Here is a 24,191-nt window from a genome sequence, read left to right as displayed (position 1 = left end):
GTGAATGGTGATTTTATTCGGAATGATTTCAATGAGTTTTCAAAAGATTCCTGTATTTCAAAGGAGTGATGCCCATATTTTCTTTAAAACATCTGATAAAATGACTTTGATCTGAAAAACCGCATTCTAATGCAATGTCCGTTAAAGAATGGGGTAAGGTAAGAAGCTCAAGAGATTTATTGAGTTTTAATTTTCTGAGATATTCACCCAGGTTACAATGGAAATATTTGTGAAAATCCCTGCTGAGATGAATAGGATGGATGTTCAGGATTTTGGAAAGTTCTGTTAGATTAAGGCTTTCTGTAAAGCTTTCATGCAGAATTTCATTAATCTGGCCTACCCATAAAGGTTTTCTTTCTGTGCTTTCTTTTTGATGGGTCAACTGACCGAAAAGATTTAGTAATAGTTGATTAAAAGCCAGTTCAAATGAAATATCATCACCTTTGGTTTCTTTGAACATCTGATAAACCAATAGTTTTAAAGCCGGATTTTTTATGTTAAAACTGCCTTCCACTTTATTTTTCTGAATATCAAACCGGTTAAACCAGCTTTGCGAAAGCTCAATATGAAAGCCTCTTGTGAAAATATCCGGTTTAATATTATAATGCGGATCTTCCCAATGATGATACAATAATGTTCCGGCAGAGCAGCCATAGACTTCCTTTCTGTTTCCTTCCGTCATATTCCCCTGAAGAAGAAAAGTGAAATAAGCATTTTCATGATAATGCCAGTCTACATAAGGATGAGTATACTCCGTATCGGTGATGGTCAATCCATCTAAATTGACTCTTTGATTGGTATCTCCAAAATATTCGCCGTTACGAAGCGTATTCATAATAAATTCTGTTTTAATCGGTCAATCTGTTCATACATTTTATTAAAAAACATTTTCCTTTCTCTGTTCCCGGATTCATTCAGTGATCTGGAGTTTTTGATCTGATGCTCAAAATAGCTCAAAGAATCTTCACATGTTATTTTATCGTTGGTCATCATATATCCGAACATGCTGAAAGGTACAAAAAAGGAACATTGTTCTTCGTTTTTGAATAGAATAGCGTTGTTTAAAATGACTAAATCATTCACATAGATTTGGAAATTACTTTTTTCCAGTGTTTTGATTTCAAGTCCTTCCAGCAATTTTCTCAGATCCTCCAGAATAAGATCCACATCATTCTTTTTTAACAATCCCATTTCATAGTAAAATGAAATTTGTCTCAATGCACTCATAATGGTGGTGTCATTCCATATTTCCGTTACATTTTGTTTATCATAAAGATCTTTCAGCATTTCATTTTTTACAGAATGGTACTCCATATTAAATTCGTGAAAAGGGCTTAAAAATTTATCCTGATTCAGTAGATTCATCCAGACATAAAACTTGAAACGGGAGAGCACTGAATCTGAAATCGTATAAAAAAACGGGATGTCTTTTGCTGAATAAAATACTTTAGAATTGGTAATATTCTGAAAAACATTCAAAATCTTTAAAGAGTTCTCGAAGTAGTTGAGAAGATCTTCGGTAGTTTTTACAGGCTGTGTTCTCTTGACTACCAATTGATTTTCTGTTCCCAAAAACTGATCCAGTGAGATCTGATAGTATTTGGCAAGCTCCAGAGCTTCCTCAAAACTGAACTTAGCTTTCATAGAAGTTCTTCTGTGAGCCGCATCATAGCTGATATTAAGAATGTTGGCGATCTCATCATTTAAAGATTTTTCACCGATTTTTCTTCGGATTTCCTTGAGGAGAGCTTCCTGGTGCATAGTTTTGTGATTTTCACAAATGTAGTATTTTTTTTAATTTTTTTTCACATTCGGAACTAAGCCTTTCGCTGATAATTTTGAACTGTAATTTTAAAATAACGAATTATGAAAACACGAATTTTATTAATAGCAGTTCTTTTAACCAACTGTCTGGTTTATGCATCAGACAGGCTAAAAGCAGATTCTTTGAAACCAAGACTGATTGCAGCTTCACCTTCAAAGACTGCCAAAAATGTCAACGGAATTTTATTTAAATATTTTGACGAAGAAGAACATTTTAAGCCTAAAAAAGTAAATGGCTTAGGTATGGGATTCAATTTTGTTGGGATTTTTCTTCCGCCATTGATGCTTTTCACTTTACAGCCACCCGGAAACCATGATTATGCCATTGTTCCCCGTGAAAAAATGAATACCATTAATGGTTTGCAGTTGTCAATCATCAACATGGAACCCACAGTTACCAATGGTTTGGAAATCAATATTTCAAGCAATGTCAGCACTTATGCAGTGACCAACGGAATGTCTGTTTCTCCATTTTTTTACCTGCATCATGAGATGAAAGGTATTTCTGTAGCACCATTAGCCAATATCGGGCAGAAATGCAGAGGAATACAGATCGGTTTGTACAATCAATGTAAAGATTTCAGAGGAATCCAGATTGGTGGATGGAATGAGAATGGAAGAAGGAAACTTCCTTTGATCAACTGGAATTTTAAAAAACAAAAAGTAAATAAGGAGTTATGAAAAAATTTGTTGCAATCACCGCAGTATTTCTTTGTGGCTTTCTGAAAGCCCAGTTTGAAGAAATCAAAGAAAAAAAATGGCTGGCTATTCTTGTCAGTACCAGAATTGAAGGAACTTCAATGGATAACAAAGCATTTTGGTCAATAGGAACAAAACTGACTGATGGGGATAAAAATTACTACAGCTTAAGAGGTCACTTTAACTGGTGGGACGAAAGAAGATTGTTGGTTATTCCTGAGTTTGATTATTTCAGAAAAGTTGTTTCGTTTCAGGATGGTGCCGGAGTATCCTCTTTATATGCGGGCGCAGGAGTTTCACCTTATGCGGTTTCACCCAAAGCAGGAATCAATTTCTACCATTTCTTTTGTGCAGAATTCGGGTACAACTTTGAATATAACACGTATAAGCCGTTCCCGATTAAAGGATTTCGCTACGGTATAGGAATTAACCTTGTTTTTTAAATGACTAACATAATGATTATGAAACCAAAAATCAGATTTAAAAAAGCAACCTCTCCTTTCTATTCGGAATTGCGTGAAGAGGTGAATATATTGCTTACAGATGAAGTGACTAAAAAGGCAGGAAGACTGATGATCATAAAATTCCTGTTTTATTCTCTTACCTTTTTGCTTTTGTATGTCAATCTTTTCAATCCTTATATATCAGATAAGAACTGGCTGGTAACTTTGAATTATATTGCTTTAGGGCTTACCGGAATATTGTTGGCTTTTAATTGTGCTCATGATTGTGTGCACAACACATTCTCAAAGTATAAAAAACTCAACCGGATTATTTATTATATCACATTTAACCTGCAGGGCGTAAATGCAAGATTGTGGAGGAAAAGACACATTGCCTCTCATCATGTGTTTCCTAATGTGGATGGCTGTGATGCTGATATCGATGATAATATTTTTTTGCGTCTGTCTGTACATCATCCCAAAAGAAGAATTCATGCCTATCAACATTTATATGCTACTGTGCTGTATTGTTTTTACACCTTGCATTGGATTATGATCAAAGATTTTATTTATGTAAGGAAAAAAGACCTGGCTAATCTCAGAAATCAGAAACATTCTATCCTATCTGTAACAGAAGTTATCCTGCTAAAATTAGCTTACTTCGGTTATATGTTGATACTGCCAGCGCTTTTTACAGATTTTTCGGTCATGACAATTTTCATCTCTTTTATTATCATGCATGTGACGATTTCATTATTTTTTGTTTTGACTCTGATTATTTCTCACCTGAGTCTTGAAACCGATTTCCCCCAAGCAGATGAAAATGGATATCTACCTTATGATTATTATGAACATCAGCTAGCAGTTTCATTGGATTATCATCCAACCAACAGTTTCGCCAACTGGATTTTCGGAGGGTTCAATTCCCATGCGGCACATCATCTTTTTCCAGGTCTGCCACACACAGTTTATACTATTATTACTCCTGCAATCAAAAGAGCAGCTGCAAGAAATAATTTTCCATACCATGAGAAAGGTATTGTGGATGCTGTAGCTTCACACTATCAATACCTGAAACAATTAAGTAAATAATCAAACCATGAAAAATTATAAATTAATAGTATTTTTATTCCTGTTTTCAGTACGTGTTTTTTCACAAATTACCACGAATGGTACTGTGAATATCCAAACAGAAGAACCTTTTGATTATAAAAAATTTTATACCTGTGATTTCGGAGAAGGAAATGTTTTGATCGTTATTAAGAAAGGAAAAGAATTTACAGATCTTACAGATTTAAGAAAATCTGGGAAAGGTTTTGCCATTAAGATGGAAGCTATATACAGTATGGAATTTGCAGATGGTCAGAGATATGAATCAAGTGTGGTGAAAACTATTACACAGGATAGTATTTCGATCACGAATTTTTTCAATGAGAATGCTGCGAAGCTTGCAGGAAAGCCTTTTAAGTTGATTACTTATCCTCTGTCATCTTTAAAATATATTCGTTTTATTAATGATCGGATGTTGTCTCTGTACAATAAAAAAAATATTCAGAAGGATTTTAATCTTATTGTAAAGAAAATGGATCAGGCTAAAATGTGTCCTGCAGTTCTTCAGTTTAAAGACAGAAACGGTGAAATGAAGGTATGTCATTTTTATCTGACCTCTCAAGGATATGATCTTCTTTATGAGAGCAATGGAAGAGTATACTATCTGGAAGGTAAAGTAGAGTGGAAATGATATTCGAAAAGAGTATAATCTTTAGTATGTATTCACTTTTTGTTGAATTATTATTATAAATTTTAATGAAAATATGGATGAATACATGGAAAAAAAGCAAAAGGAGTGGTGAATCTACTGAAGAAAAATAATATTTTTGTAATATAGCTAGGATGAATGATGAAAATAAAATCTTTACTACTGTTTTTAATTATAGGGGTTGTGTTTTATCATGCACAAACTCTGAATGTTGAAAAAAAAACTCTGGAACAACGTACCTATGAGGAATTGGAAAAGGAATTCTATGGCAATCATACGGATGAGGAAAACAGTAAAAGTATAGCCAGTTATTATCTTAAAAAGGCAAAAGCTGAAAAAAACACCACTCATATTGCTGAAGGATATGTTATGCTTCATTTTGATGAAGACTTACCCAACGCATTAAAATACTTAGACAGCTTACAGTATATCACAAAAAATTCCAAAGAAAACACCTATCCGGCGAGAATTTATTTGCTAAGAGGAAATTTATATTCTAAGAATGATAATCTTCAATCTGCATTTAATAATTATATCCTGGGACTGAAATTTGCAAAAGAAAAAGGAAATAAGAGGCAGATTGCTATGGCCCATATCAGTATTGCCTACCTGAACAATTATATCGGAAAACATGCAGAGACAGCAAAAGTACTGAGACACTATGCTTATGATGCAGATTATATGAATGAAGATGAGAAAAATTCTCTCAAACTGAATCTGGCGGATGCTTACATAGAGATCAATAAAATGGATTCTGCTTATGTATTGATAAAGGACGGGTTGCTGGATTCTAAAAAAAATAAAGATGTTTACCGATATCATCAGAATCTTGGGCTGCTTGGATATTATAATCTGCATTCCAGAAATTATCAGAAAGCGATCGATGGCTTATTGGAATGCGAAAAATATTTCTTTACAAAAAATAATGGCAGTAAAAGAAATCATAATTATACGCTTTTGTATTTAGGAAAATCCTATGCCGGAATTCAGGAAAAAGAAAAAGCAGTAGGCTTTTTCAGGAAGATAGATTCTCTGGTTCTTAAAACCAACTATATCTATCCTGAGCTGAGAGATGTATATACCTATCTTATTGATTATTATAAAGAAAACGGTGATAAGGAAAAACAACTGTATTATGTAGACCGTTTTTTAAAAGTAGATCAGGTTTTGGATATGCAGTTCAGATATATTTCCAGAGAGCTTCCGAGAAGATATGATACTCCGGAACTTCAACAGGAAAAAGAAAGTATTACCAATGAGCTTACCAAAAGAAAAAGTCTTTTCTATATTGTCTTAAGTCTTTTATTGATATCACATCTGCTGTTTATCAACGTTTACTTTAAATATAAGAAATCTGAAAAGAACTATAAGAAGATTGCTCAGGATCTTATTCAATCTGTTAATGAAAATAAAGGAGAAAAAAACAGAGATCAGGAAATTAAAAATGAAATTTTAGCAGCACCTGTTCAAACAATCAGTACAGAAAATGTTGAGGACAAAACATCCAGAACTATTTCTGAAGATATTGCCCAGAATATTTTAAAAGAACTAGAAATATTTGAAAACAATGATCAGTTTTTGAATAAAGGAATTACATTGGGAAGTCTTGCCAAAAAAATAAAAACAAACTCAAAATATCTGTCAGAAATTATCAATACTTATAAAGGGAAAAACTTTGCAACCTATCTTAATGATCTTCGTATTGATTATGCCATCAGCAGATTGGCCAATGACAAAAAATTCAGGTCTTATAAAATCACTTTTATCGCCGAAGAATTAGGATATAATAATGAGCAGGCCTTCACTTTAGCCTTTAAAAAACGAACCGGAACACCACTTTCTATCTACTTGAAAGAAATTGAAAACATGTCTTTAGATTAAGTTTAATTCATTGGTTTTCATTTGTTTATTGTTTATAGATTCATGTTTTTAGGTATATAAATTTATGAATCTATAAAGCATTCCCTTGTATCATTCTTCCACTTCCTGCATCTTTGCTTCAGGTAAAAACACAACCATTTATTTTGTATGTGCACAATACAAGATATCAGTTCCAAACTGTTGATCATTAAAAAAATCAAGTCAGGAATTGTATCATAAAAACTAATAATGAAGAAGAGGATAAAAACTAATAACCAAGAAAACTAAAATGTAAATCATGAAGTAATTGTTCAGAATTTAGAGATGTAAAGTGTAGTGATCATTTAAAAATCATTAAACAGTAAATCCGGTTAATCCGCCACACAGTTTAAAAGTATAGTATAGTCTAAAAATGGATGTATAACCCGGTAATTTACCACGAACTTATCACTTAAAAACTAATAACCATTTCAATAAAACTAATTCCATGAAAACTCAGAGTAAAATAATATTTTATTCTTTTTAAAAGTGATAGTGTAAGTGTTCATTCCGGGGATATTCCGGATATTATTGAAGTTCAGGACAATATTGAGTGGAAATGTAACCTTAAAATGCAGAAGAGTTGGCAGAAGAAAAAAGGTGAATTTCCTGAACTGAAAGTTTAAATACCTGTTAAATGATTTTTAAAGACAGCGCAATCATCAAGTTGCGCTGTTTTTTTGTAACTTTGCAGACATTAATTTTTATATAAAAAATTTATCATCAACAAATGAAAAAGCAAACGATCAAAGAAATCCTAAAGGATTACAAGAAAGTATTACATCATGACATTACAGTTTACGGATGGGTAAGATCCTTCCGTGCTAATCGCTTTATTGCGCTTAATGATGGTTCTACGATTAATAATTTGCAGATAGTTGTTGATTTCGAAAATTTTGATGAAGCTATTCTTAAGAATATCAGTACAGCTTCTTCCCTGAAAGTAGTAGGAGAAGTGGTGGAAAGCCAGGGAGCAGGACAATCTGTGGAAATTATCGCTAAAAAGATCATTATTTTAGGAGATAACTTTACAGAAGAACTTCAGAGTACAATTCTTCAGCCTAAAAAACATAGTCTTGAGAAACTTCGTGAGCAGGCTCACTTAAGATTCAGAACGAACCTTTTCGGAGCGGTGTTCAGAGTACGTCACGCAGTAAGTTTTGCCGTTCATTCATTCTTCAACCAGAATCAGTTTTTCTATATCAACACTCCGGTTATTACAGGGGCAGATGCGGAAGGAGCAGGTGAAATGTTTGGCGTAACAAACTTTGATCTGAACAATATGCCGAAAACGGAAGACGGTGAAATTGATTTTACACAGGATTTCTTCGGTAAAAAAACAAACCTTACCGTTTCAGGACAGCTGGAAGGAGAAACTGCAGCGATGGGATTGGGAAGAATTTATACATTCGGACCTACTTTCCGTGCTGAAAATTCTAACACGACAAGACACCTTGCCGAGTTCTGGATGATTGAACCGGAAGTGGCATTCAACAACCTTGAAGATAATATCGACCTGGCGGAAGATTTCTTAAAGTATGTGATCCAGTACGTATTGGATAATTGTAAAGATGATCTTGAGTTCTTAGACAACCGTTTTGCGGAAGAACAAAAGACAAAACCAGAAAAAGAAAGAGCAAAAGAAGGTCTTATCGAAAAACTTCAGAATGTTATCGCTAAGCGTTTTAAGCGTGTAAGCTATACAGAAGCTATCGAAATCTTACTGAACTCTAAAGAAAATAAAAAAGGGAAATTTGCTTACCCGGTTGAAAAATGGGGAACTGACCTTCAGTCTGAGCACGAAAGATACCTTGTTGAAAAACATTTTGAAAGCCCGGTAGTATTATTTGACTACCCGAAAGAAATCAAAGCTTTCTATATGAAACTGAACGATGACAACAAAACCGTAGCAGCTATGGATGTTCTTTTCCCTGGTATCGGTGAGATCATCGGTGGATCAGAGAGAGAAGCAAGATTAGATGTTTTAAAACAGAAAATGGAAGATATGCACGTAGATGAGCACGAACTTTGGTGGTATCTTGATACCAGAAAATTCGGTTCCGTGCCGCATGCAGGCTTTGGTTTAGGACTTGAAAGACTAGTTCTTTTCGTAACAGGAATGACGAATATCAGAGATGTAATTCCTTTCCCTAGAACACCGAAAAGCGCTGAATTCTAGAACAATAAAAAAAGCCTTAATCACAAGTTAAGGCTTTTTTTATTATTTAATAGTTTATTATATTAGGGTAAGTAATGCAAAAATCATGCTAAATGTGTTTTTTATCAAATAAATTTATTAAATTCGTAGAATATGTTATGTTAAAACGCAAATAAGAATATGCTTAAACAACACTTACAACTCAAATTAGGACAGAAGCTGGCCCCTCAGCAGATCCAGTTGATGAAGCTTATTCAACTTCATACTCTTGAATTTGAAGAGGAACTGGAGAGAGAGTTAGAAGAAAACCCGGCTTTGGAAATTGCAAAAGAGGATTCTAAGGAAGACGAATATTCTTCCCTTGAAGATGCTTATCAGGATGAGGGTACAGAAAGCATTGAAACAGATTTCGACGTCAATGAATATATTTATGACGATGAACCAAGCTATAAAACCGCATCCAGCAACTACTCTCCGGATGATGAAGAATTTGATAACGAGAGTCTTTTAACGGAAGGCCAGTCCTTATATGATTATCTTACAGAACAGATTCACCTGGTGAATATTGGTGATGAAGATCTGAAGATTGCAGAATACCTGATCGGGAATTTAGATACAGACGGATATCTGAGAAGAGAGATCAAATCTATTGTTGATGATCTCGCTTTCTCACAGGGAATTTATACTACTAAAGAAAGAGTGGAGGATATCCTTGAAAATTATGTTCAGAAACTGGATCCGCCCGGAGTAGGAGCAAGAGGTCTGCAGGAATGCCTTTTATTACAGATTGAAAAGAAAGTAAGCTCAGATAAAGCTGTTTCTTTGGCTGCCAATATCTTAAGACATCAGTTTGAAGCTTTAACCAATAAGCATTATAACAAGATCATTCAGAAATATGATATTGAAGAAGACGATCTGAAAGATGCTCTGGATGAAATATCAAAACTTTCTCCTAAAGTAGGAGGAAACTTTGATACGCAGACAATTACGATTAATCAGGAGATTATTCCGGACTTTGTTATTCAGGTGAAAGACGGGCAGGTAATTCCTATGCTGAACAGCAAGAATGCACCTACACTAAGAGTTTCAGAAGAATATAAAGATATTCTGACTACCTATTCCCATGATAAAAACTCATCGGAACACAAGCAGGCTGCCTTATTTATCAAACAAAAACTGGATGCAGCAAAATGGTATATTGATGCTATTAATCAGCGTCAGAATACCTTATTACAGACAATTACAGCCATTGTAAAATTCCAGAAGGATTATTTTATCACCGGTGACGAAAAGTCTCTGAAACCAATGATTCTGAAGGATGTTGCAGATATTACAGGTTTTGACATTTCTACCATTTCAAGAGTGGTAAAAAGTAAGTATGCAGATACTCCTAATGGGATTGTTTACCTTAAAGATCTGTTCTCAGACAGTTTAACAAATGATGATGGAGAAGAAGTTTCTACCAAGGAGATCAAAACCCATCTTCAGGAAGTTATCAGTAAAGAAAATAAGAGAAAACCACTTACAGATGATGCATTAGTAGTCATCCTGAAAGAGCAGGGTTATAATATTGCCAGAAGAACAATTGCAAAATATCGTGAACAGCTCAATATTCCTGTCGCGAGGTTAAGAAAAGAACTTTAACAATATAAAAAAGCATTTCAATTTGGAATGCTTTTTTTATTATTGAACATGTTTAGATTTTCATCCATATTGTAACATAAAGATCTTCTGTAACTTATTTCAGTACCGTATTTCTACTGAATAAAATCCAATTGTTTATTCCGACATTTGATTAATTTCTAACTGAACAATTAATCATTTGCTTATGTCCACAAAAACCGTTCAATTTAGTGTTGAGGTGAAGAATATAACCATCACTTCAGGGAGTTTCCAAGTTTTTGGAATTGCTGAAAATTTCATTGGCGCTGTTAATAACAAAACGTCATTTGAAGACAACACTTTCAGTGTTGAAATTAAGAATGCAGAATCTGAATATTATGCTGTAACCGTTTGGATACATGAATATATAATTGATAATACTGTATACAAAATTGACGGTGAACCTTTAAGTTTATTAGCAACATTTTATCTTCCTGATATCCTTTTTCCAGTCATTGTGAATCCTGAATCCTCTATTGCTTCAATCTATACATTTGCACGTATGACAAAAGTAGATGACGATGGAGCAGTACACATTTCAGGAACTGAGAGAAATGTGAAAATCTCTTATGGAATGAAGAAGAATCTGTATAAAACAGAAGGAGCCATCGGAGATATGATCAGTACTTCGCCAAACGGTTTTGAAACGAACAGTTATCCAATGTTCAACTCTTTATGTAATTTATACTATTATTCTATAACAAATCCAATCATCAGTACAGGAAAGCCTTTTTATAGACAATTTTTGGATTATGCGTGGCATGAACCTTCTGAATCAAACAAAAATTTCCTTCAGGCAATAAGAAATCTACTGCATGATCCCTGTAATAATGCAGGTAATATTTATCAGATGCTTTTTGGATTGGAAGAAATCTACTCTGATTCATTAGTCTCAATGAAAAATATGACCGAGGATCAAAAGATTCCTAATAACTGGACTCTTACATTAAAAAGTAATTCATCAGGAGCTAAGAACTTTATTCCGAGTGGAGCAGCCTTTGTTGTTTTTGATGCAGATGATAACGCATGGATTGCTAATAACTTTCGGGCGGGTTCTCCGGATTCCGGAACTCATTGCCCTGTTTACAAATATGATGCTACGCCTGCCGATTTTTCTCCGGTTCAGGGTGGCGGATTACTTGGAGTAGCTTTTGGAGCTGCCGTTAGCCCCGATAAAAAATATATTTCTTTCGGAAACTTCGGATGGGGCTCAGAATATAATAATCCACAAGAGGGAAGTATTTCTCGTTTTTATTATAAAGACGGAAAGCCCGTAAGTCCTTCCAATGGCTTTACATTAGGACTTTCCCGTGTCCAGGGAATGGAATATGATAATCAGGGGAACCTTTGGATGGCTTCAGTAGGTTGTCAGGAACCTTTTGCGCCTGCCAAGCCAGGAGTTTATCCTTTTGAAAACGAACCAAGTGCAGTAGTGGTTTATTTAAAACCAGAGGATAACGACTTTGAGAAAGGTCCCACTGCAGCCCTCACCCTTATCTGTAATGAATTTCCTGTAAAAAAATCTCCAGGCTTACCTCCGTTGCCAACCCTAACCCCTTATTTGAAAATATTTGATGTAACTCCTGATCACAAAGGAAGTGCTTATGTTTCCTGTATTGGAAATTATGATAAAGATTTTCCTGAAAACTGTGCCTTTTCAGCGGTTTATAAAGTTACAATTGAGGAAGATCAATTGGTGGTTACCCATAGCTGGTTTAGCAATTATTCTGAAAGTGCCAATAAACAGGAAGGGTATGAATCACTTCGTCAGATTGCAATAAATGGAGATGGAAATGTTGTTGTGGTAGGAGTAAGCAGCAGCCGTGCTACAGTTCTTAGTCAAGATCTTTTAACCATTATGGGATATTATGATGTCAATACTTATGCTCCATGGGGAGTTAAAATAGATAAAAATCAGACAGTTTTTCTAGCCAATTTTGGTCATGAAACGGATTTTAAGAATAATTCTGGGCTGGATATGCAGGGACCTTTTGGAGTAACGATGCTTCGTGATCCCTCAAAGCCGGAAACAGCAATGCTGCTTACTCTTCCTACAGGAGGTTCTGAGGTTACTTTAGCGAACGGATATCCTTTATATGGTACTCAGCATCAACCAAAATTGCACGAGTCAAAACACGAAGAGTTACGAATGCAATGTTATCAGCCTATTATGAGACTTACTTCAACGAATATTGACGGCGCAGGAAATCTTTGGTGTATGAACAACTGGAAACCGTCAGCTCTGGTAGATGTTTTTGATAATCCCGGTGGTGATGGAGTTGTAATTTTCCTCGGAATTGCAGAACCTGAATAAGTATGTCTGAATTAAATGTTCAAGATTTTCTGATAATTAAAGATAATCGATTATTCAAAAGTAAATTCATATCAAAAAACCTGTTTAAAGCTTAAACAGGTTTTTTATAATGGATGTTAATCTATTTATCGTTTTATTTGTGTTGAGTTAATCTTTAAAGCTACCTAATTCAAGTTCTTTCATTGAAATCTCCCGCATTTCCACCTTTCTTATTTTTCCGGAAATGGTCATTGGAAATTCATCTACAAATTTCCAGTATTTCGGAACTTTATAATGGGCAATTCTTCCTTTGCAGTATTCTTGTAGCTCTTCAGCAGTAATAGTAAATCCTTTTCTCACTTTTACCCACGCCATTACTTCTTCCCCGAATTTTTCACTGGGAACCCCAATAATCTGGACATCAAGAATGTTGGTATACGTATATAAAAAATCTTCAATTTCCTTAGGTGAAATATTTTCTCCACCACGAATGATCAGATCTTTTATTCTTCCTGAAATGGTAATATAGCCATCTTTGTCCATTACTGCCATATCTCCGGTATGCATCCAGCGGGCATCATCCAGTACTTTCTTGGTGTTTTCAGGATCATTCCAGTATTTCAACATGACAGAATACCCTCTTGTGCAAAGTTCGCCATGCTCACCACGTTTTAAAGTTCTGCCACTTTCATCAATGATTTTTATCTCAAGATGGTCCTGAACCGTTCCTACTGTGCTGACCTGCTTTTCCAGCAGTGTACCTATTAAAGTCTGAGTAGATACAGGTGAAGTTTCTGTCATCCCATAGCAGATACTCATTTCTTTAATATTCATCAGGCTTTCTACTTTTTTCATGATTTCAGGAGGGCATACAGAGCCCGCCATAACACCGGTTCTTAAGCTTGAAAAATCATAGGTGTCAAAATCTTTTACTGCCAGTTCAGCAATAAACATAGTAGGTACTCCATACAATGAAGTACATTTTTCGTCTGAAACAGCTTTTAAAGTAATCTCCGGATCAAAACTGTCATTCGGGATTACCATACAGGCTCCGTGAGCTGTACAGCACATGTTTCCGATAACCATCCCAAAGCAGTGGTAAAAAGGTACAGGAATGCAGACGCGGTCTTTCTCAGTATATTTTAGTCTGATACCAATAAAATAACCATTATTGAGAATATTATGATGGGAAAGGGTAACTCCTTTCGGAAAACCGGTCGTTCCGGAAGTATATTGAATATTAACCGGATCGTCAAACTGTACATGTTCTTCAAAACTATGAAGCACTTCATCTGAAATTTCCTGTCCGTTATTCACAAATTCTTCCCAGTTTTCATCAAAGAATATTTCGTGATCAAGGGTTGGACATACTTCTTTTGCATATTCAACCATTTCTTTATAATTACTGGTCTTAAAGCTTAAAGAAGAAAAAATAAAGCGAACTTCCGATTGATTGAGTACATAGGTCAGTTCGTGAGTTCTATAGGCCGGATTGATATTCACTAAAATAGTTCCTATTCTTGCAGTCGCATATTGCAAAAGTACCCATTCATAGCGGTTGGAAGACCAGATTCCGATTCTGTCGCCTGCTTTTGCTCCTAAAAATAGTAAAGCTTTTGAGACAGCTGTTGTCTGATTGTAAAATTCCTGATAAGTAGCTCTGTAATTCTGATGAACACAGACTAATGCTTCTTGATGGGGATATTTTTCGACAGTACTTTTAAGATTGGCTCCGATGGTCTGGCCTAATAATGGCACCTCAGAAGTTCCATACACATAAGATAAGGGCATAGTTTAAGATTTGGTGGAATAAAATTAACAATTATATCCCGAACTATGCCTATGTAGATTAATTTTCCTGAGAATCTATTTCTTTAAGTTGTTTTAGATTTTTATCAAGTTTTTTAATAATAGTACCATATACTAGTCTGTAATACAACCAGATCATAGAAACCGCAAGCAATGTACTTACGACAATCCCTACGATAATAATGGTAAGATTGGAACCACTTGGCTGTATATTCTGAGAATCTAATATATAAAAGATAAAAGCAACCAATACAAAAGTGAATATCAGTAATAATACAATGCTGATGAGAATGAAAGCATTGACTGTTGTTTTGAATTTAATGATTCTGGTGATAAGACCCTTCAGATTTTCCTCAATCTTGATTCTTCGGTAATTCTGGTAGAATTTCAGTACAAAATATGCTGTTATCAATAAACTTAAGACCTTTATCGCTAAATAAGCATGCCCGAAGTTGTTTTCTACTTCAGGAGCTTCCTGAGCACCTAATCTTTCCAACATTTTACGGAAGCTGTCTGATTCCTCTTCCGGGAAAAAGTAAAATAGTCCTAATACTGAAAAGAAAAGAAATTCTACGACACTGATCCAGAAAATATATTTCACATAGTTACGCGACTTTCTGTTCAACATCTGAAGAATCTCAGTGTTGTCATATTTATGCTGTACAGGTTGTTCCTGCCATGTTTTCTTAAAGCTATCTAAATCAAATTCAGGCATATTTTTCCATCTGTTCTTTAAGGGTTTTCTTTAATCTGTTCATTTTCACGCGTGCATTGACTTCAGTGATTCCGAGGTTTTCTGCGATGTCCTTGTAAGGCAGATCGTCAAGATACATCATGACAATGGCTCTTTCTACATTAGGAAGAGTCTTGATTACAGTATACAAAAGTGATACCTGCTGCTGTTTTTCATCGTCATCTTCCACAAAATCCTTGTGGTTGATGTCCAATTCATTCGTAGGAAGGCTTTTGCTTTTTTTTCTAAAGAGGGTAATGGCTGTATTGAGCGCTACACGGTACATCCATGTGGAAATTTTGGAGTTTCCTTTGAAAGAATCATAACTTCTCCAGAGCTGTAACACGATTTCCTGGAAAAGATCCTCTTCATCTTCCAGAGAATTGGTATACAAACGCGATACTTTAATAATCAGTCCCTGATTATCTTTGATAAGCTGCGCAAATTCTTTTTCTCTGGAATCCATAGATATATAATGGCACGAAGATAATAATAAAGTAGTAATTGGTGAAAATTATAATTAAAAATCGTAAAACGGTAAAAAAAAGAAAATCGAAGAAGACCTAAAGATCCAGAGTTATATTTGAATAATACTCTATATTTTCATCAAAAAGCAAAGGAAAGATATTTTTCAATCAATATTATTTACATTGGGCTAAAAACTCTTGAGTCCTTTTACTCTTTACCTTTTTACCACAAAATTTGTGTACCTTTGCCTCCGCGAGAAAATCGGCTTGTTGATTCTTGTTTCGGCAAGGGTAGGAAAGTCCGGACACCATAGAGCAGCAAAGCGGATAACATCCGTCACCCGTGAGGGTAGGACAAGTGCAACAGAAAGCAAGTACAGTTCGGCTGTAGTGAAACCAGGTAAACTCTTTGCGGTGCAATGGTAAGTATATCGGTTCTTTTCAGCAATGGAAATAGGGGCGGCTCGTCCTGAAAACCGAGGGGTAATCAGCTCAAGTATTGCAGTAATGTAATGCGTAGATAAATAACAGGCACTTCTTCGGAAGTACAAAATCCGGCTTATAGATTTTCTCGTGATTTTTTTTAAAAAGCTGGAAGTTAGAGGCTGGAAGAGTGAAGTTTTTAACGTAATAATTTTAAACCTCCATCTTCAAGCCTCTAAATTTCAACCCAATTTATTCGCTTTCCAACTGTTTTTTAGATTCCTGTAATTCCTGTCTGTCTTTATCAGAAAGAGTAGGATATTTAAGATTCATTTTTTCAAGCGTATCAATAATGATCTGGATTGCTGCAACTCTTGCAAACCACTTACTGTCTGCAGGAAGTACATACCATGGAGCATCATCTTTTGAGGTTTCATTGATGGCTGTTTCATAGGCTTCCATATACTGGTCGAATAATGCTCTTTCCGGAAGATCACCTGCAGAGAATTTCCAGTTTTTTTCCTGTTCGTCAATTCTGTCCAGAAGTCTTTTTTTCTGTTCATCCTTAGAAACATGCAAAAAGATCTTAACAACTGTAGTTCCGTTTTGTGAAAGGTGTTTTTCAAAGTTACGGATACTTTCATACCTGTTTTCCCAGAATTTAGCATCAAAATCTTTTACGGAGGACCATGTTTTTTCGCTCAAATTATATTCAGGGTGCACCTTACAAACGAGAACACTTTCATAGTGAGAACGGTTGAAAATTCCAATCATTCCTTTCTGTGGTAGTGCCAGATAATGTCTCCATAAAAAGTCATGAGAATATTCTTTGGAGCTTGGTGTTTTAAAACTGGTCACATTACATCCCTGAGGATTCACTCCCCCGAAAACATGCTCTATCATACTGTCTTTTCCTGCCGCATCCATAGCCTGTAATACAACAAGCAAAGACTGGCTTCCGTCAGCATATAATTTTTCCTGTAACTCACGAAGTTTTTCTTTCTCCTGAATCAGCATTTGCTCTCCTTCTTCTTTCGTGAGCTTTCCTTTATAAGACGTTGATGTTTTTTTTATCGAAAATTTTTCACTTACCTTAAAGTTATCTGAGAAATCGGTGTCCATATATTTTTAAGATTAAAAGATTAAAAGATTAAAAGATTAAAAGATTAAAAGATTAAAAGATTAAAAGATTAAAAGATTAAAAGATTAAAAGATTAAAAGATTAAAAGATTAAGTTATTAAAATTCAATAGGGGTGGGCTTTAGCCCAGCCATGTTAAAGATAAATAAATCCGAAGGCTTCGCCAAAACCTAAATAATATATTTGATAAACGTCAATACATTTGCTGCCATCTATTACCTATCATCTGCCACCTAATCAAACATAAATGTAATAAAAAAACCGCCTCATTGGAGACGGTTCTTTTATTTTTTTGAGTAGAGATTACTTCGCAGCAGCCTTTTTTGCAAGTTTTGCAGCTTTTTTCTCAGCTTTAGCAGCTTCTTTCTGTTCAGCAGGAGTCAATACTTTTGGCTCAGGAGCATTAGCATCTACGTTACCTTTGATGTAGATTACACTTCTGCTATTTGCAGGGTCATTAGAGAAAACCTCAATCATTTTGTTGAAAGGGCCAGGGATCGCTGTGTTGTATCCAACTTTGATCTTAGCAGACTTTCCAGGCATGATAGGATCTTGGCTGAATTCAGGAGTCGTACATCCACAAGAAGGTTTTACATTTGAAAGAATCAAAGGCTTATCACCTGAGTTCGTTACAGTAAAGAATCTTGTACCATCAGCACTAGGCTTAATAGTTCCGTAATCGAAAGTCGTTTTATCAAATGTAATAGTTTGTGCAGATGCAAGAGCAAATGTCCCGAATAGTGCAATTCCTGCAATTAATTTTTTCATATTCTTGAATGTTAATACGTTTGTTAGATAAATTTTGTGAAACAAAGTTAAAAATTATTTTAATTCATGCTTAAAAATTTTTTTCTTTAGACTATTTTTGCAAATTGCAAGCCAAAGAAATAGAATTTATGCAGATTTCAGAAAAGTACAATCCACAGGAAACAGAACAAAAATGGTACAATTACTGGTTGGAAAACAAATTTTTCCACTCAGAACCTAATGACAAACCACCATATACCATAGTTATTCCTCCACCAAATGTGACGGGGATACTACACATGGGGCATATGCTGAACAATACCATTCAAGATGTTCTGGTCCGTCGTGCAAGAATGCGCGGATTTAATGCTTGTTGGATTCCGGGAACAGATCACGCTTCAATTGCTACTGAAGCTAAAGTTGTTGCTAAACTGAAGTCTGAAGGAGTCAATAAGTCAGATATTACGCGTGAGGAATTTTTAACTCATGCATGGGACTGGACCAATAAGTATGGCGGGACTATCCTAGAACAGCTGAAAAAACTGGGATGTTCATGTGATTGGGACAGAACCCGTTTCACCATGGAAGATAAACTTTCTCAACAGGTTATCAAAAGTTTCGTAGACCTTTATAATAAAGGGCTGATCTACAGAGGCTATAGAATGGTCAACTGGGATCCGGAAGCAAAGACTAATATTTCTGACGAAGAAGTAATCTTTAAAGAACAAAACGGAAAATTATATTTTCTTAAATATAAAATTGAAGGTTCAGAAGAGTTCCTTTCAGTAGCCACTACACGTCCTGAAACCATTTTTGGGGATACAGCAGTATGTATCAATCCGAATGATGAAAGATATGCTCACCTGAAAGGTAAAAATGTAATCGTACCGATTGTAAACAGAGTGATCCCGATTATTGAGGATGAATATGTGGATATAGAATTCGGAACAGGAGCATTGAAAATTACTCCTGCTCACGATATCAATGACTATGAAATAGGACAGAAACATCAGTTAAAGATGATTGATGCTTTGGATGATGACGGAAATCTTAACGAACATGGTTTACATTATGCCGGAAAGAACAGATTTGATGTAAGAAAGCAGATCGCTAAGGAACTTGAAGAAAAAGATCTTTTGCTGAAAGCAGAAGATTATGTAAATAAAGTAGGAACTTCCGAGAGAACAGGTGCTGTTATTGAGCCTAAAGTTTCAGTACAGTGGTTCCTTAAAATGTCTGAAATTGCTAAGCCCGCTTTGGATGTAGTAATGGATGACGAAGTAAAATTCTATCCTGAGAAGTTTAAAAATACCTACAAACACTGGATGGAGAACATCCGCGACTGGAATATTTCCCGTCAGCTTTGGTGGGGACAGCAGATTCCTGCTTATTACTATGGAGAAGGTGATGAAGATTTTGTAGTTGCAGAAACTAAAGAAACTGCTTTAGAACTGGCAAAACAAAAAACAGGGAATTCAACTCTGACGATAGAAAACCTTAGACAGGATGATGATGCATTGGATACATGGTTCTCATCTTGGTTATGGCCAATGTCTGTATTTGACGGATTGCTTGATCCTGAAAATAAAGATATCAACTATTATTATCCAACATCTGATCTGGTTACAGGTCCGGATATTATTTTCTTCTGGGTAGCCAGAATGATTATGGCCGGATTGGAATACAGAAAAGAAGTTCCATTTAAGAATGTGTATTTTACAGGAATTGTAAGAGATAAGCAGAGAAGAAAGATGTCAAAATCTCTTGGAAACTCTCCGGATCCTCTTGAATTAATGGATAAATATGGAGCAGATGGAGTACGTGTAGGAATTCTATTGAGCTCTGCAGCAGGAAATGACCTTCTTTTTGATGAAGATTTAATGCTTCAGGGAAGAAACTTTATGACGAAGATCTGGAATGCATTCCGTCTGATCAACATGTGGAATCATGAAGATAAGCCTGCTATTGCTACAGACACTCAGGTTATTGAATGGTTTGAAAATAAATTGAATAAAACAATTGCCGAAATTAATGATCAATTCGAGAAATTCAGAATTTCTGATGCATTGCATTTGATCTACAAATTAATTTGGGATGATTTTTGTGGTTGGTATCTTGAGGCGATCAAACCTAATTATGGAGAAGGAATTTCTAAAGAAGTATATCATAAAACGATCTATTTCTTTGAAGAACTGATGAAGCTGCTTCATCCGTTCATGCCATTCCAATCTGAAGAGATCTGGCAATTGATTTCAGAGAGAGGCATTGATGAAGCGCTTGTTATTGCTCAGCAGAAGGAGGCGGATAGCTTTAATGAAGAAGTCATTAAAAACTTTGAAATTACAGCTGAATTGATTTCAGGAGTTAGAAATTACCGCCAGACAAAGGGAATTTCACCAAGAGAAGCAGTTGAAGTATTTACCAATGCATCTGAATTTGCCAACGAAGCGGTAGTAAGAAAATTAGCTAATGTTTCTGAAATTCATTTTGGACAGAAAACTGATAAGCCTAGCTTTACTTTCCTTGTAGGAGCAACTGAAGTTTCGATTCCTTTAAGTGAAAACTTAGATTTAGGAGAAGAAAAGGCTAAAACTGAAGAAGAAGTGAAATATTTAAAAGGATTCTTAGTTTCAGTAGAAAAGAAGCTTTCCAATGAGAAGTTTGTTGCCAATGCTAAGCCGGAAGTTGTAGAAGGTGAACGTAAGAAGCAAAAAGACGCTCAGGATAAGATTGCGATCCTTGAAGAGAAACTGAAAAGTTTATAAAGTATAGACAATAAATTTTGTCAAAATCTCAGGCTGGATACACATGAATAATTGTATCCAGCCTGATGGTTTAAAGAATAAATACAATGACACATATAGAAAACATACAAAAACTATTCTCGAAAGACTTTGTAGAAAGTCCGTTGCTTGAAAGTTTTGAAGTAGGAAAGATTTATCTTTCAAGCGGGAAACTGGTGGCTTGTGATCCATTGATCACCAACGATATGCTTCCTTTTACTACGGAATTTCCGAAAGGAGATTTCACAGTAATGCTTCACAAAGAAAGAGAAAGTAACTGTGTAGCCTATGCCGAAATTATATTCAATAATTCTGAAATTAAAGAATGGAAAATGGCTACTACAGCAGGGCAGAAAATAAAAGATCTTGAAGAAGGAGAAGTTTTTGGATATCCTGTAGAAAGTGGGATGGGATGTCTGATGGATGTAGATACCCAAAACAGCCTTAATGAACTGGAACAAAGATTATATCAAAATAAAGGAGGTGATTTTATGGGAATCTATGAAGAATTTTTCCATGACTATTTCTTTGATGAAAACGGAGCAATAGATCAATACGCCTTTCTTAAACCGGCAAAAGAACATCCCGGAACTATCTTTGCTTTTGAAACCGGATATGGAGAAGGATTTTATGCCAGTTATATAGCTTACAACAAAGATCAACAGCCAGTGAAAATAATTACTGAATTTATTGAAATAAGTTAATTATAAATTAGTTATTTTTGAGACACAATTTTGTCAGTTATAAATTTTAAAGCTAATACAAAACACAATGAATTTCTCATCAGAACAACCTCGTATTATTGTTGTGGGCAGCTCATCGATAGATTTGGTTCTTGAAACCGAAAAACTTCCTTTGCCTAATGAAACCGTCTTAGCCATCAAATCAGATAGTTATTTTGGAGGTAAAGGTGCTAATCAGTCAGTAGGTACGGCCAGGTTGGGAGCCAGTGTATACTTTATCGGATGCGTTGGGATGGATCCTCTTGGGCAACAGATCATGAGGAATCTGGTAAGCGAAAATGTAAATGTAGGATTTGTTCATGAAACAGATAAAGAAGCTACAGGAACTGCCTATGTAACAACTTCTCACGGAAATGCTGCTATTGTGGTAGTACCGGCAGCCAATAAGCATCTTAGCAAATCGCATATAGACGAAGCCGATAAATATTTTCATACTACAGATCTTGTGCTGGTACAGCTTGAAGTTTCTATGGATGTTGTAGAGCATACCGTTAGAAAAGCTAAGAAATACGGAAAGAAAGTAGGGTTATATGCGTCTCCGGCAATGAGAGTCAACGAAGAAATTTTAGAAATGGTTGACTTTATTGTGGCTAAAAGTAATGAACTGTACGTTATTTTTGGGGAAGAGAAAAGAGAAGAAGTTCTTAAAAAGTACTTCAATAAAGTATTTGTAAGAGATGATACCAACTCCACCATTTATTTTGATGGTACAGAAATGAAATATTACAGAAACGATAAGGACGAAAAAGTATATAAAATGGGGATGGGGGATGCCTTTACGTCAGGATTTGCCATTGCATTGTGCCATGGGAATTCTATCGAAGAATGTGTGAAATTCGGAAATGAAGTTTCCTCAAGAGTTTCAGGAGGCAAAGGATCTCAGACAGGGCTTCCGAGAATTTCAGATTTCTTTTCTTAAAGCTATTTGCAACATATCAAAAGTTTGAAACTTAACATAAACATATAAGTAAAATGTCCACTTTTATAGTGGATTTTTTCTTTTTTTATATTATGGAAAAACTAATACTGACCACCGAAGACCATATTACTCTCGTTGCCCATTTATTTAAGCCGGAAAGAGATAATGGGAAACTATTACTGATCAACTCAGCAACAGGGGTAAAGCAGCAGGTCTATTTTTCTTTTGCCAGCTACTTTTGTGAACAGGGATTTACAGTTATTACCTATGATTACAGAGGAATAGGACTTTCCAAACCGAAAAATATGAGAGGATTTCGTGGCTCTATGAGGCTTTGGGGTTCGAAAGATTATAAAGCGATCACTCAATATATCAAATCAGAATTTAAAGACTATAAAAAGTACTGTTTGGGCCATTCAGTAGGCGCACTCATTCTCGGAATGAATGAAGATTCCAACATCTTTGAAGAATTTGTTTTTGTAGGAACACAAAATGCCTTTGTAGGAAACCTTAAAGGGAGAACAAAAGTTGAAGCATATTTAGGCTTTGGAATTGCCCAGCCATTAACAACTTCATTGCTAGGATATTTCCCTGCACATTGGTTTGGATTGGGAGAAAGTCTTCCAAAAAATTGCGCATATGACTGGAGAACCTTAATTTTAAACAGGAAATCAACCAACAAGCTGTTGGAAAAAATTGATGACTTTTCTAAAAATTTGACCCAGAAAGTATTTGTAATCCGGGCTGAAGATGATATATGGCTTACAGAAAAAGGAGTATTAAGTTTATTAAATAATACCTATTCAAATCTTAAACCTACTTACAGGCTCGTAGCTGCTTCAGAATCGGATAAAAATGAAATCGGACATATCAATTTTTTTAGAAGCTACAACAGCAAACTATGGGATATTATTTTAAATGAACTGATAGATAAATGAAAAGTACGATTGACAACACAGTAGCATTTGTAAAAGAAAAATTAGAAGGAGCAGAAGCAGGTCATGACTGGTTCCATATTGAAAGAGTCTGGAAACTGGCTGCTCAGATAGCAGAAACAGAAGATTGTGACAAAGAGGTAGTAGAGTTGTCTGCACTTCTTCACGATATTGCCGATCCTAAATTTCATAACGGAGATGAAACCATTGCTCCCAAAATATCAAGAATCTTTCTTGAAGAACAGAATGTGTCTGAAGAAACTATTCAGAAGGTTTTATTTGTGATTGAAAATATTTCGTTCAAAAACAGAGATCAGGCACCAGAAAATCCACCTATTGAACTTCAGATTGTTCAGGATGCCGATCGTATTGATGCGATAGGAGCTATAGGAATTGCCAGAACATTCAACTTTGGAGGCTTTAAAAATAATCTGATGTATCATCCAGATATGAAACCCAAATTAGGAATGTCAAAAGAAGAATATAAAAAATCTAACGGTACAACGATCAATCATTTCTATGAAAAGCTGCTGCTGCTAAAAGATATGATGAACACTGAAAAGGGAAAACAAATGGCAGAAGAAAGACACAATTATATGTTGAATTTCCTTGATCAGTTTTATAAAGAATGGAATGTAGAATAGAAAAAATAAAATTAGAATGAATTAAATCTGATTCTGCCTGTCAAAAATTAACAATCCGAACAAATATTGTATACGACATTATTTGTTCGGATATTTTTATGAACAGATATA

At 35.2% G+C, this 24,191-nt stretch carries 20 protein-coding genes and 1 other RNA gene; 14 read left to right on the top strand and 7 right to left on the bottom strand.

What is annotated here, in order from left to right:
• Window positions 1-28: 28 nt before the first annotated feature.
• Both BUE84_RS18440 and BUE84_RS18435 read right to left on the bottom strand, forming a co-directional pair.
• Window positions 29-835, bottom strand: coding sequence for a helix-turn-helix transcriptional regulator (locus BUE84_RS18440; protein ID WP_079242964.1), 807 nt, complete (start codon window positions 833-835; stop codon window positions 29-31).
• Window positions 832-1,761 (bottom strand): helix-turn-helix domain-containing protein, encoded by a 930-nt coding sequence (locus BUE84_RS18435; protein ID WP_079242963.1) that lies wholly within the window; start codon window positions 1,759-1,761, stop codon window positions 832-834. The genes BUE84_RS18440 and BUE84_RS18435 overlap by 4 nt, the downstream gene beginning before the upstream one ends.
• Before the next feature lie 105 nt (window positions 1,762-1,866).
• Here BUE84_RS18435 and BUE84_RS18430 point away from each other — a divergent pair, with 105 nt between their 5' ends.
• The 8 genes from BUE84_RS18430 (at window position 1,867) to BUE84_RS18395 (ending at window position 12,758) form a co-directional block, all read left to right on the top strand.
• Window positions 1,867-2,505: a hypothetical protein gene (locus BUE84_RS18430; protein WP_079242962.1), complete on the top strand. Its 639-nt coding sequence runs from the start codon at window positions 1,867-1,869 to the stop codon at window positions 2,503-2,505.
• A complete protein-coding gene (locus tag BUE84_RS18425; RefSeq protein ID WP_079242961.1) occupies window positions 2,502-2,966 on the top strand; it encodes a hypothetical protein in 465 nt (154 codons plus the stop codon). The genes BUE84_RS18430 and BUE84_RS18425 overlap by 4 nt, the downstream gene beginning before the upstream one ends.
• An 18-nt stretch (window positions 2,967-2,984) precedes the next feature.
• The gene (locus BUE84_RS18420; RefSeq protein ID WP_158521386.1) at window positions 2,985-4,058 is read left to right on the top strand and encodes a fatty acid desaturase family protein; all 1,074 of its coding nucleotides are present in this window, start codon (window positions 2,985-2,987) and stop codon (window positions 4,056-4,058) included.
• Window positions 4,059-4,065: 7 nt separating this feature from the next.
• On the top strand, window positions 4,066-4,707 hold the full coding sequence (locus tag BUE84_RS18415) for a hypothetical protein (protein ID WP_079242959.1): 642 nt from the start codon (window positions 4,066-4,068) through the stop codon (window positions 4,705-4,707).
• Window positions 4,708-4,863: 156 nt separating this feature from the next.
• The gene (locus BUE84_RS18410; protein ID WP_079242958.1) at window positions 4,864-6,606 is read left to right on the top strand and encodes a helix-turn-helix domain-containing protein; all 1,743 of its coding nucleotides are present in this window, start codon (window positions 4,864-4,866) and stop codon (window positions 6,604-6,606) included.
• Between the two features lie 748 nt (window positions 6,607-7,354).
• Window positions 7,355-8,803: an asparagine--tRNA ligase gene (gene asnS / locus BUE84_RS18405; RefSeq protein ID WP_079242957.1), complete on the top strand. Its 1,449-nt coding sequence runs from the start codon at window positions 7,355-7,357 to the stop codon at window positions 8,801-8,803.
• Between the two features lie 159 nt (window positions 8,804-8,962).
• On the top strand, window positions 8,963-10,426 hold the full coding sequence (gene rpoN, locus BUE84_RS18400) for an RNA polymerase factor sigma-54 (RefSeq protein ID WP_079242956.1): 1,464 nt from the start codon (window positions 8,963-8,965) through the stop codon (window positions 10,424-10,426).
• Window positions 10,427-10,610: 184 nt separating this feature from the next.
• Window positions 10,611-12,758 (top strand): hypothetical protein, encoded by a 2,148-nt coding sequence (locus BUE84_RS18395; RefSeq protein ID WP_079242955.1) that lies wholly within the window; start codon window positions 10,611-10,613, stop codon window positions 12,756-12,758.
• A 147-nt stretch (window positions 12,759-12,905) separates the two neighbouring features.
• Here the strand turns inward: BUE84_RS18395 and BUE84_RS18390 are convergent, their stop codons facing one another.
• The 3 genes from BUE84_RS18390 to BUE84_RS18380 are packed head-to-tail and all read right to left on the bottom strand — an operon-like array spanning window position 12,906 to window position 15,745.
• Window positions 12,906-14,528 carry an AMP-binding protein gene (locus tag BUE84_RS18390; RefSeq protein ID WP_079242954.1) on the bottom strand — a complete coding sequence of 541 codons (1,623 nt, stop codon included), beginning with the start codon at window positions 14,526-14,528 and terminating at the stop codon, window positions 12,906-12,908.
• A 58-nt stretch (window positions 14,529-14,586) separates the two neighbouring features.
• Window positions 14,587-15,261: a beta-carotene 15,15'-monooxygenase gene (locus BUE84_RS18385; protein ID WP_079242953.1), complete on the bottom strand. Its 675-nt coding sequence runs from the start codon at window positions 15,259-15,261 to the stop codon at window positions 14,587-14,589.
• Window positions 15,254-15,745, bottom strand: a complete 492-nt coding sequence (locus BUE84_RS18380) for an RNA polymerase sigma factor (RefSeq protein ID WP_062673949.1) — start codon at window positions 15,743-15,745, stop codon at window positions 15,254-15,256. The genes BUE84_RS18385 and BUE84_RS18380 overlap by 8 nt, the downstream gene beginning before the upstream one ends.
• 255 nt (window positions 15,746-16,000) lie before the next feature.
• Between BUE84_RS18380 and rnpB the strand changes: the two genes are divergently transcribed.
• An RNA gene (gene rnpB / locus BUE84_RS18375) (RNase P RNA component class A) lies at window positions 16,001-16,324 on the top strand.
• Between the two features lie 97 nt (window positions 16,325-16,421).
• On the opposite strand, the gene BUE84_RS18370 is transcribed toward rnpB, so the two are convergent.
• The gene (locus tag BUE84_RS18370) at window positions 16,422-17,291 is read right to left on the bottom strand and encodes a polyphosphate kinase 2 family protein (protein WP_079242952.1); all 870 of its coding nucleotides are present in this window, start codon (window positions 17,289-17,291) and stop codon (window positions 16,422-16,424) included.
• Between the two features lie 321 nt (window positions 17,292-17,612).
• Window positions 17,613-18,077, bottom strand: a complete 465-nt coding sequence (locus BUE84_RS18365; protein WP_034699021.1) for a DUF1573 domain-containing protein — start codon at window positions 18,075-18,077, stop codon at window positions 17,613-17,615.
• 128 nt (window positions 18,078-18,205) lie between these two features.
• On the opposite strand from BUE84_RS18365, the gene BUE84_RS18360 reads away from it, so the two are divergent.
• The 5 genes from BUE84_RS18360 to BUE84_RS18340 all read left to right on the top strand — a co-directional run bounded on the left by BUE84_RS18360 (window position 18,206) and on the right by BUE84_RS18340 (window position 24,080).
• Window positions 18,206-20,821: a valine--tRNA ligase gene (locus tag BUE84_RS18360; protein ID WP_079242951.1), complete on the top strand. Its 2,616-nt coding sequence runs from the start codon at window positions 18,206-18,208 to the stop codon at window positions 20,819-20,821.
• 86 nt (window positions 20,822-20,907) lie between these two features.
• Window positions 20,908-21,543, top strand: a complete 636-nt coding sequence (locus tag BUE84_RS18355; RefSeq protein WP_079242950.1) for a DUF4241 domain-containing protein — start codon at window positions 20,908-20,910, stop codon at window positions 21,541-21,543.
• Between the two features lie 67 nt (window positions 21,544-21,610).
• Window positions 21,611-22,501, top strand: coding sequence for a ribokinase (locus BUE84_RS18350; protein ID WP_034699029.1), 891 nt, complete (start codon window positions 21,611-21,613; stop codon window positions 22,499-22,501).
• A gap of 92 nt (window positions 22,502-22,593) precedes the next feature.
• The gene (locus BUE84_RS18345) at window positions 22,594-23,439 is read left to right on the top strand and encodes a serine aminopeptidase domain-containing protein (protein WP_079242949.1); all 846 of its coding nucleotides are present in this window, start codon (window positions 22,594-22,596) and stop codon (window positions 23,437-23,439) included.
• Window positions 23,436-24,080 (top strand): HD domain-containing protein, encoded by a 645-nt coding sequence (locus tag BUE84_RS18340; protein ID WP_079242948.1) that lies wholly within the window; start codon window positions 23,436-23,438, stop codon window positions 24,078-24,080. The genes BUE84_RS18345 and BUE84_RS18340 overlap by 4 nt, the downstream gene beginning before the upstream one ends.
• Window positions 24,081-24,191 lie beyond the last annotated feature (111 nt).

Source organism: Chryseobacterium indologenes (assembly GCF_002025665.1).
Lineage (GTDB): Bacteria > Bacteroidota > Bacteroidia > Flavobacteriales > Weeksellaceae > Chryseobacterium > Chryseobacterium metallicongregator.
This window is presented reverse-complemented; position numbering and strand designations above follow the sequence as displayed.

Bases quoted from the DNA above. Each gene is read 5' to 3' on its own strand.
- BUE84_RS18440 (WP_079242964.1), bottom strand. From the start codon at position 835: ATGAATACGCTTCGTAACGGCGAATATTTTGGAGATACCAATCAAAGA.
- BUE84_RS18435 (WP_079242963.1), bottom strand. From the start codon at position 1,761: ATGCACCAGGAAGCTCTCCTCAAGGAAATCCGAAGAAAAATCGGTGAA.
- BUE84_RS18430 (WP_079242962.1), top strand. From the start codon at position 1,867: ATGAAAACACGAATTTTATTAATAGCAGTTCTTTTAACCAACTGTCTG.
- BUE84_RS18425 (WP_079242961.1), top strand. From the start codon at position 2,502: ATGAAAAAATTTGTTGCAATCACCGCAGTATTTCTTTGTGGCTTTCTG.
- BUE84_RS18420 (WP_158521386.1), top strand. From the start codon at position 2,985: ATGAAACCAAAAATCAGATTTAAAAAAGCAACCTCTCCTTTCTATTCG.
- BUE84_RS18415 (WP_079242959.1), top strand. From the start codon at position 4,066: ATGAAAAATTATAAATTAATAGTATTTTTATTCCTGTTTTCAGTACGT.
- BUE84_RS18410 (WP_079242958.1), top strand. From the start codon at position 4,864: ATGATGAAAATAAAATCTTTACTACTGTTTTTAATTATAGGGGTTGTG.
- asnS (WP_079242957.1), top strand. From the start codon at position 7,355: ATGAAAAAGCAAACGATCAAAGAAATCCTAAAGGATTACAAGAAAGTA.
- rpoN (WP_079242956.1), top strand. From the start codon at position 8,963: ATGCTTAAACAACACTTACAACTCAAATTAGGACAGAAGCTGGCCCCT.
- BUE84_RS18395 (WP_079242955.1), top strand. From the start codon at position 10,611: ATGTCCACAAAAACCGTTCAATTTAGTGTTGAGGTGAAGAATATAACC.
- BUE84_RS18390 (WP_079242954.1), bottom strand. From the start codon at position 14,528: ATGCCCTTATCTTATGTGTATGGAACTTCTGAGGTGCCATTATTAGGC.
- BUE84_RS18385 (WP_079242953.1), bottom strand. From the start codon at position 15,261: ATGCCTGAATTTGATTTAGATAGCTTTAAGAAAACATGGCAGGAACAA.
- BUE84_RS18380 (WP_062673949.1), bottom strand. From the start codon at position 15,745: ATGGATTCCAGAGAAAAAGAATTTGCGCAGCTTATCAAAGATAATCAG.
- BUE84_RS18370 (WP_079242952.1), bottom strand. From the start codon at position 17,291: ATGGACACCGATTTCTCAGATAACTTTAAGGTAAGTGAAAAATTTTCG.
- BUE84_RS18365 (WP_034699021.1), bottom strand. From the start codon at position 18,077: ATGAAAAAATTAATTGCAGGAATTGCACTATTCGGGACATTTGCTCTT.
- BUE84_RS18360 (WP_079242951.1), top strand. From the start codon at position 18,206: ATGCAGATTTCAGAAAAGTACAATCCACAGGAAACAGAACAAAAATGG.
- BUE84_RS18355 (WP_079242950.1), top strand. From the start codon at position 20,908: ATGACACATATAGAAAACATACAAAAACTATTCTCGAAAGACTTTGTA.
- BUE84_RS18350 (WP_034699029.1), top strand. From the start codon at position 21,611: ATGAATTTCTCATCAGAACAACCTCGTATTATTGTTGTGGGCAGCTCA.
- BUE84_RS18345 (WP_079242949.1), top strand. From the start codon at position 22,594: ATGGAAAAACTAATACTGACCACCGAAGACCATATTACTCTCGTTGCC.
- BUE84_RS18340 (WP_079242948.1), top strand. From the start codon at position 23,436: ATGAAAAGTACGATTGACAACACAGTAGCATTTGTAAAAGAAAAATTA.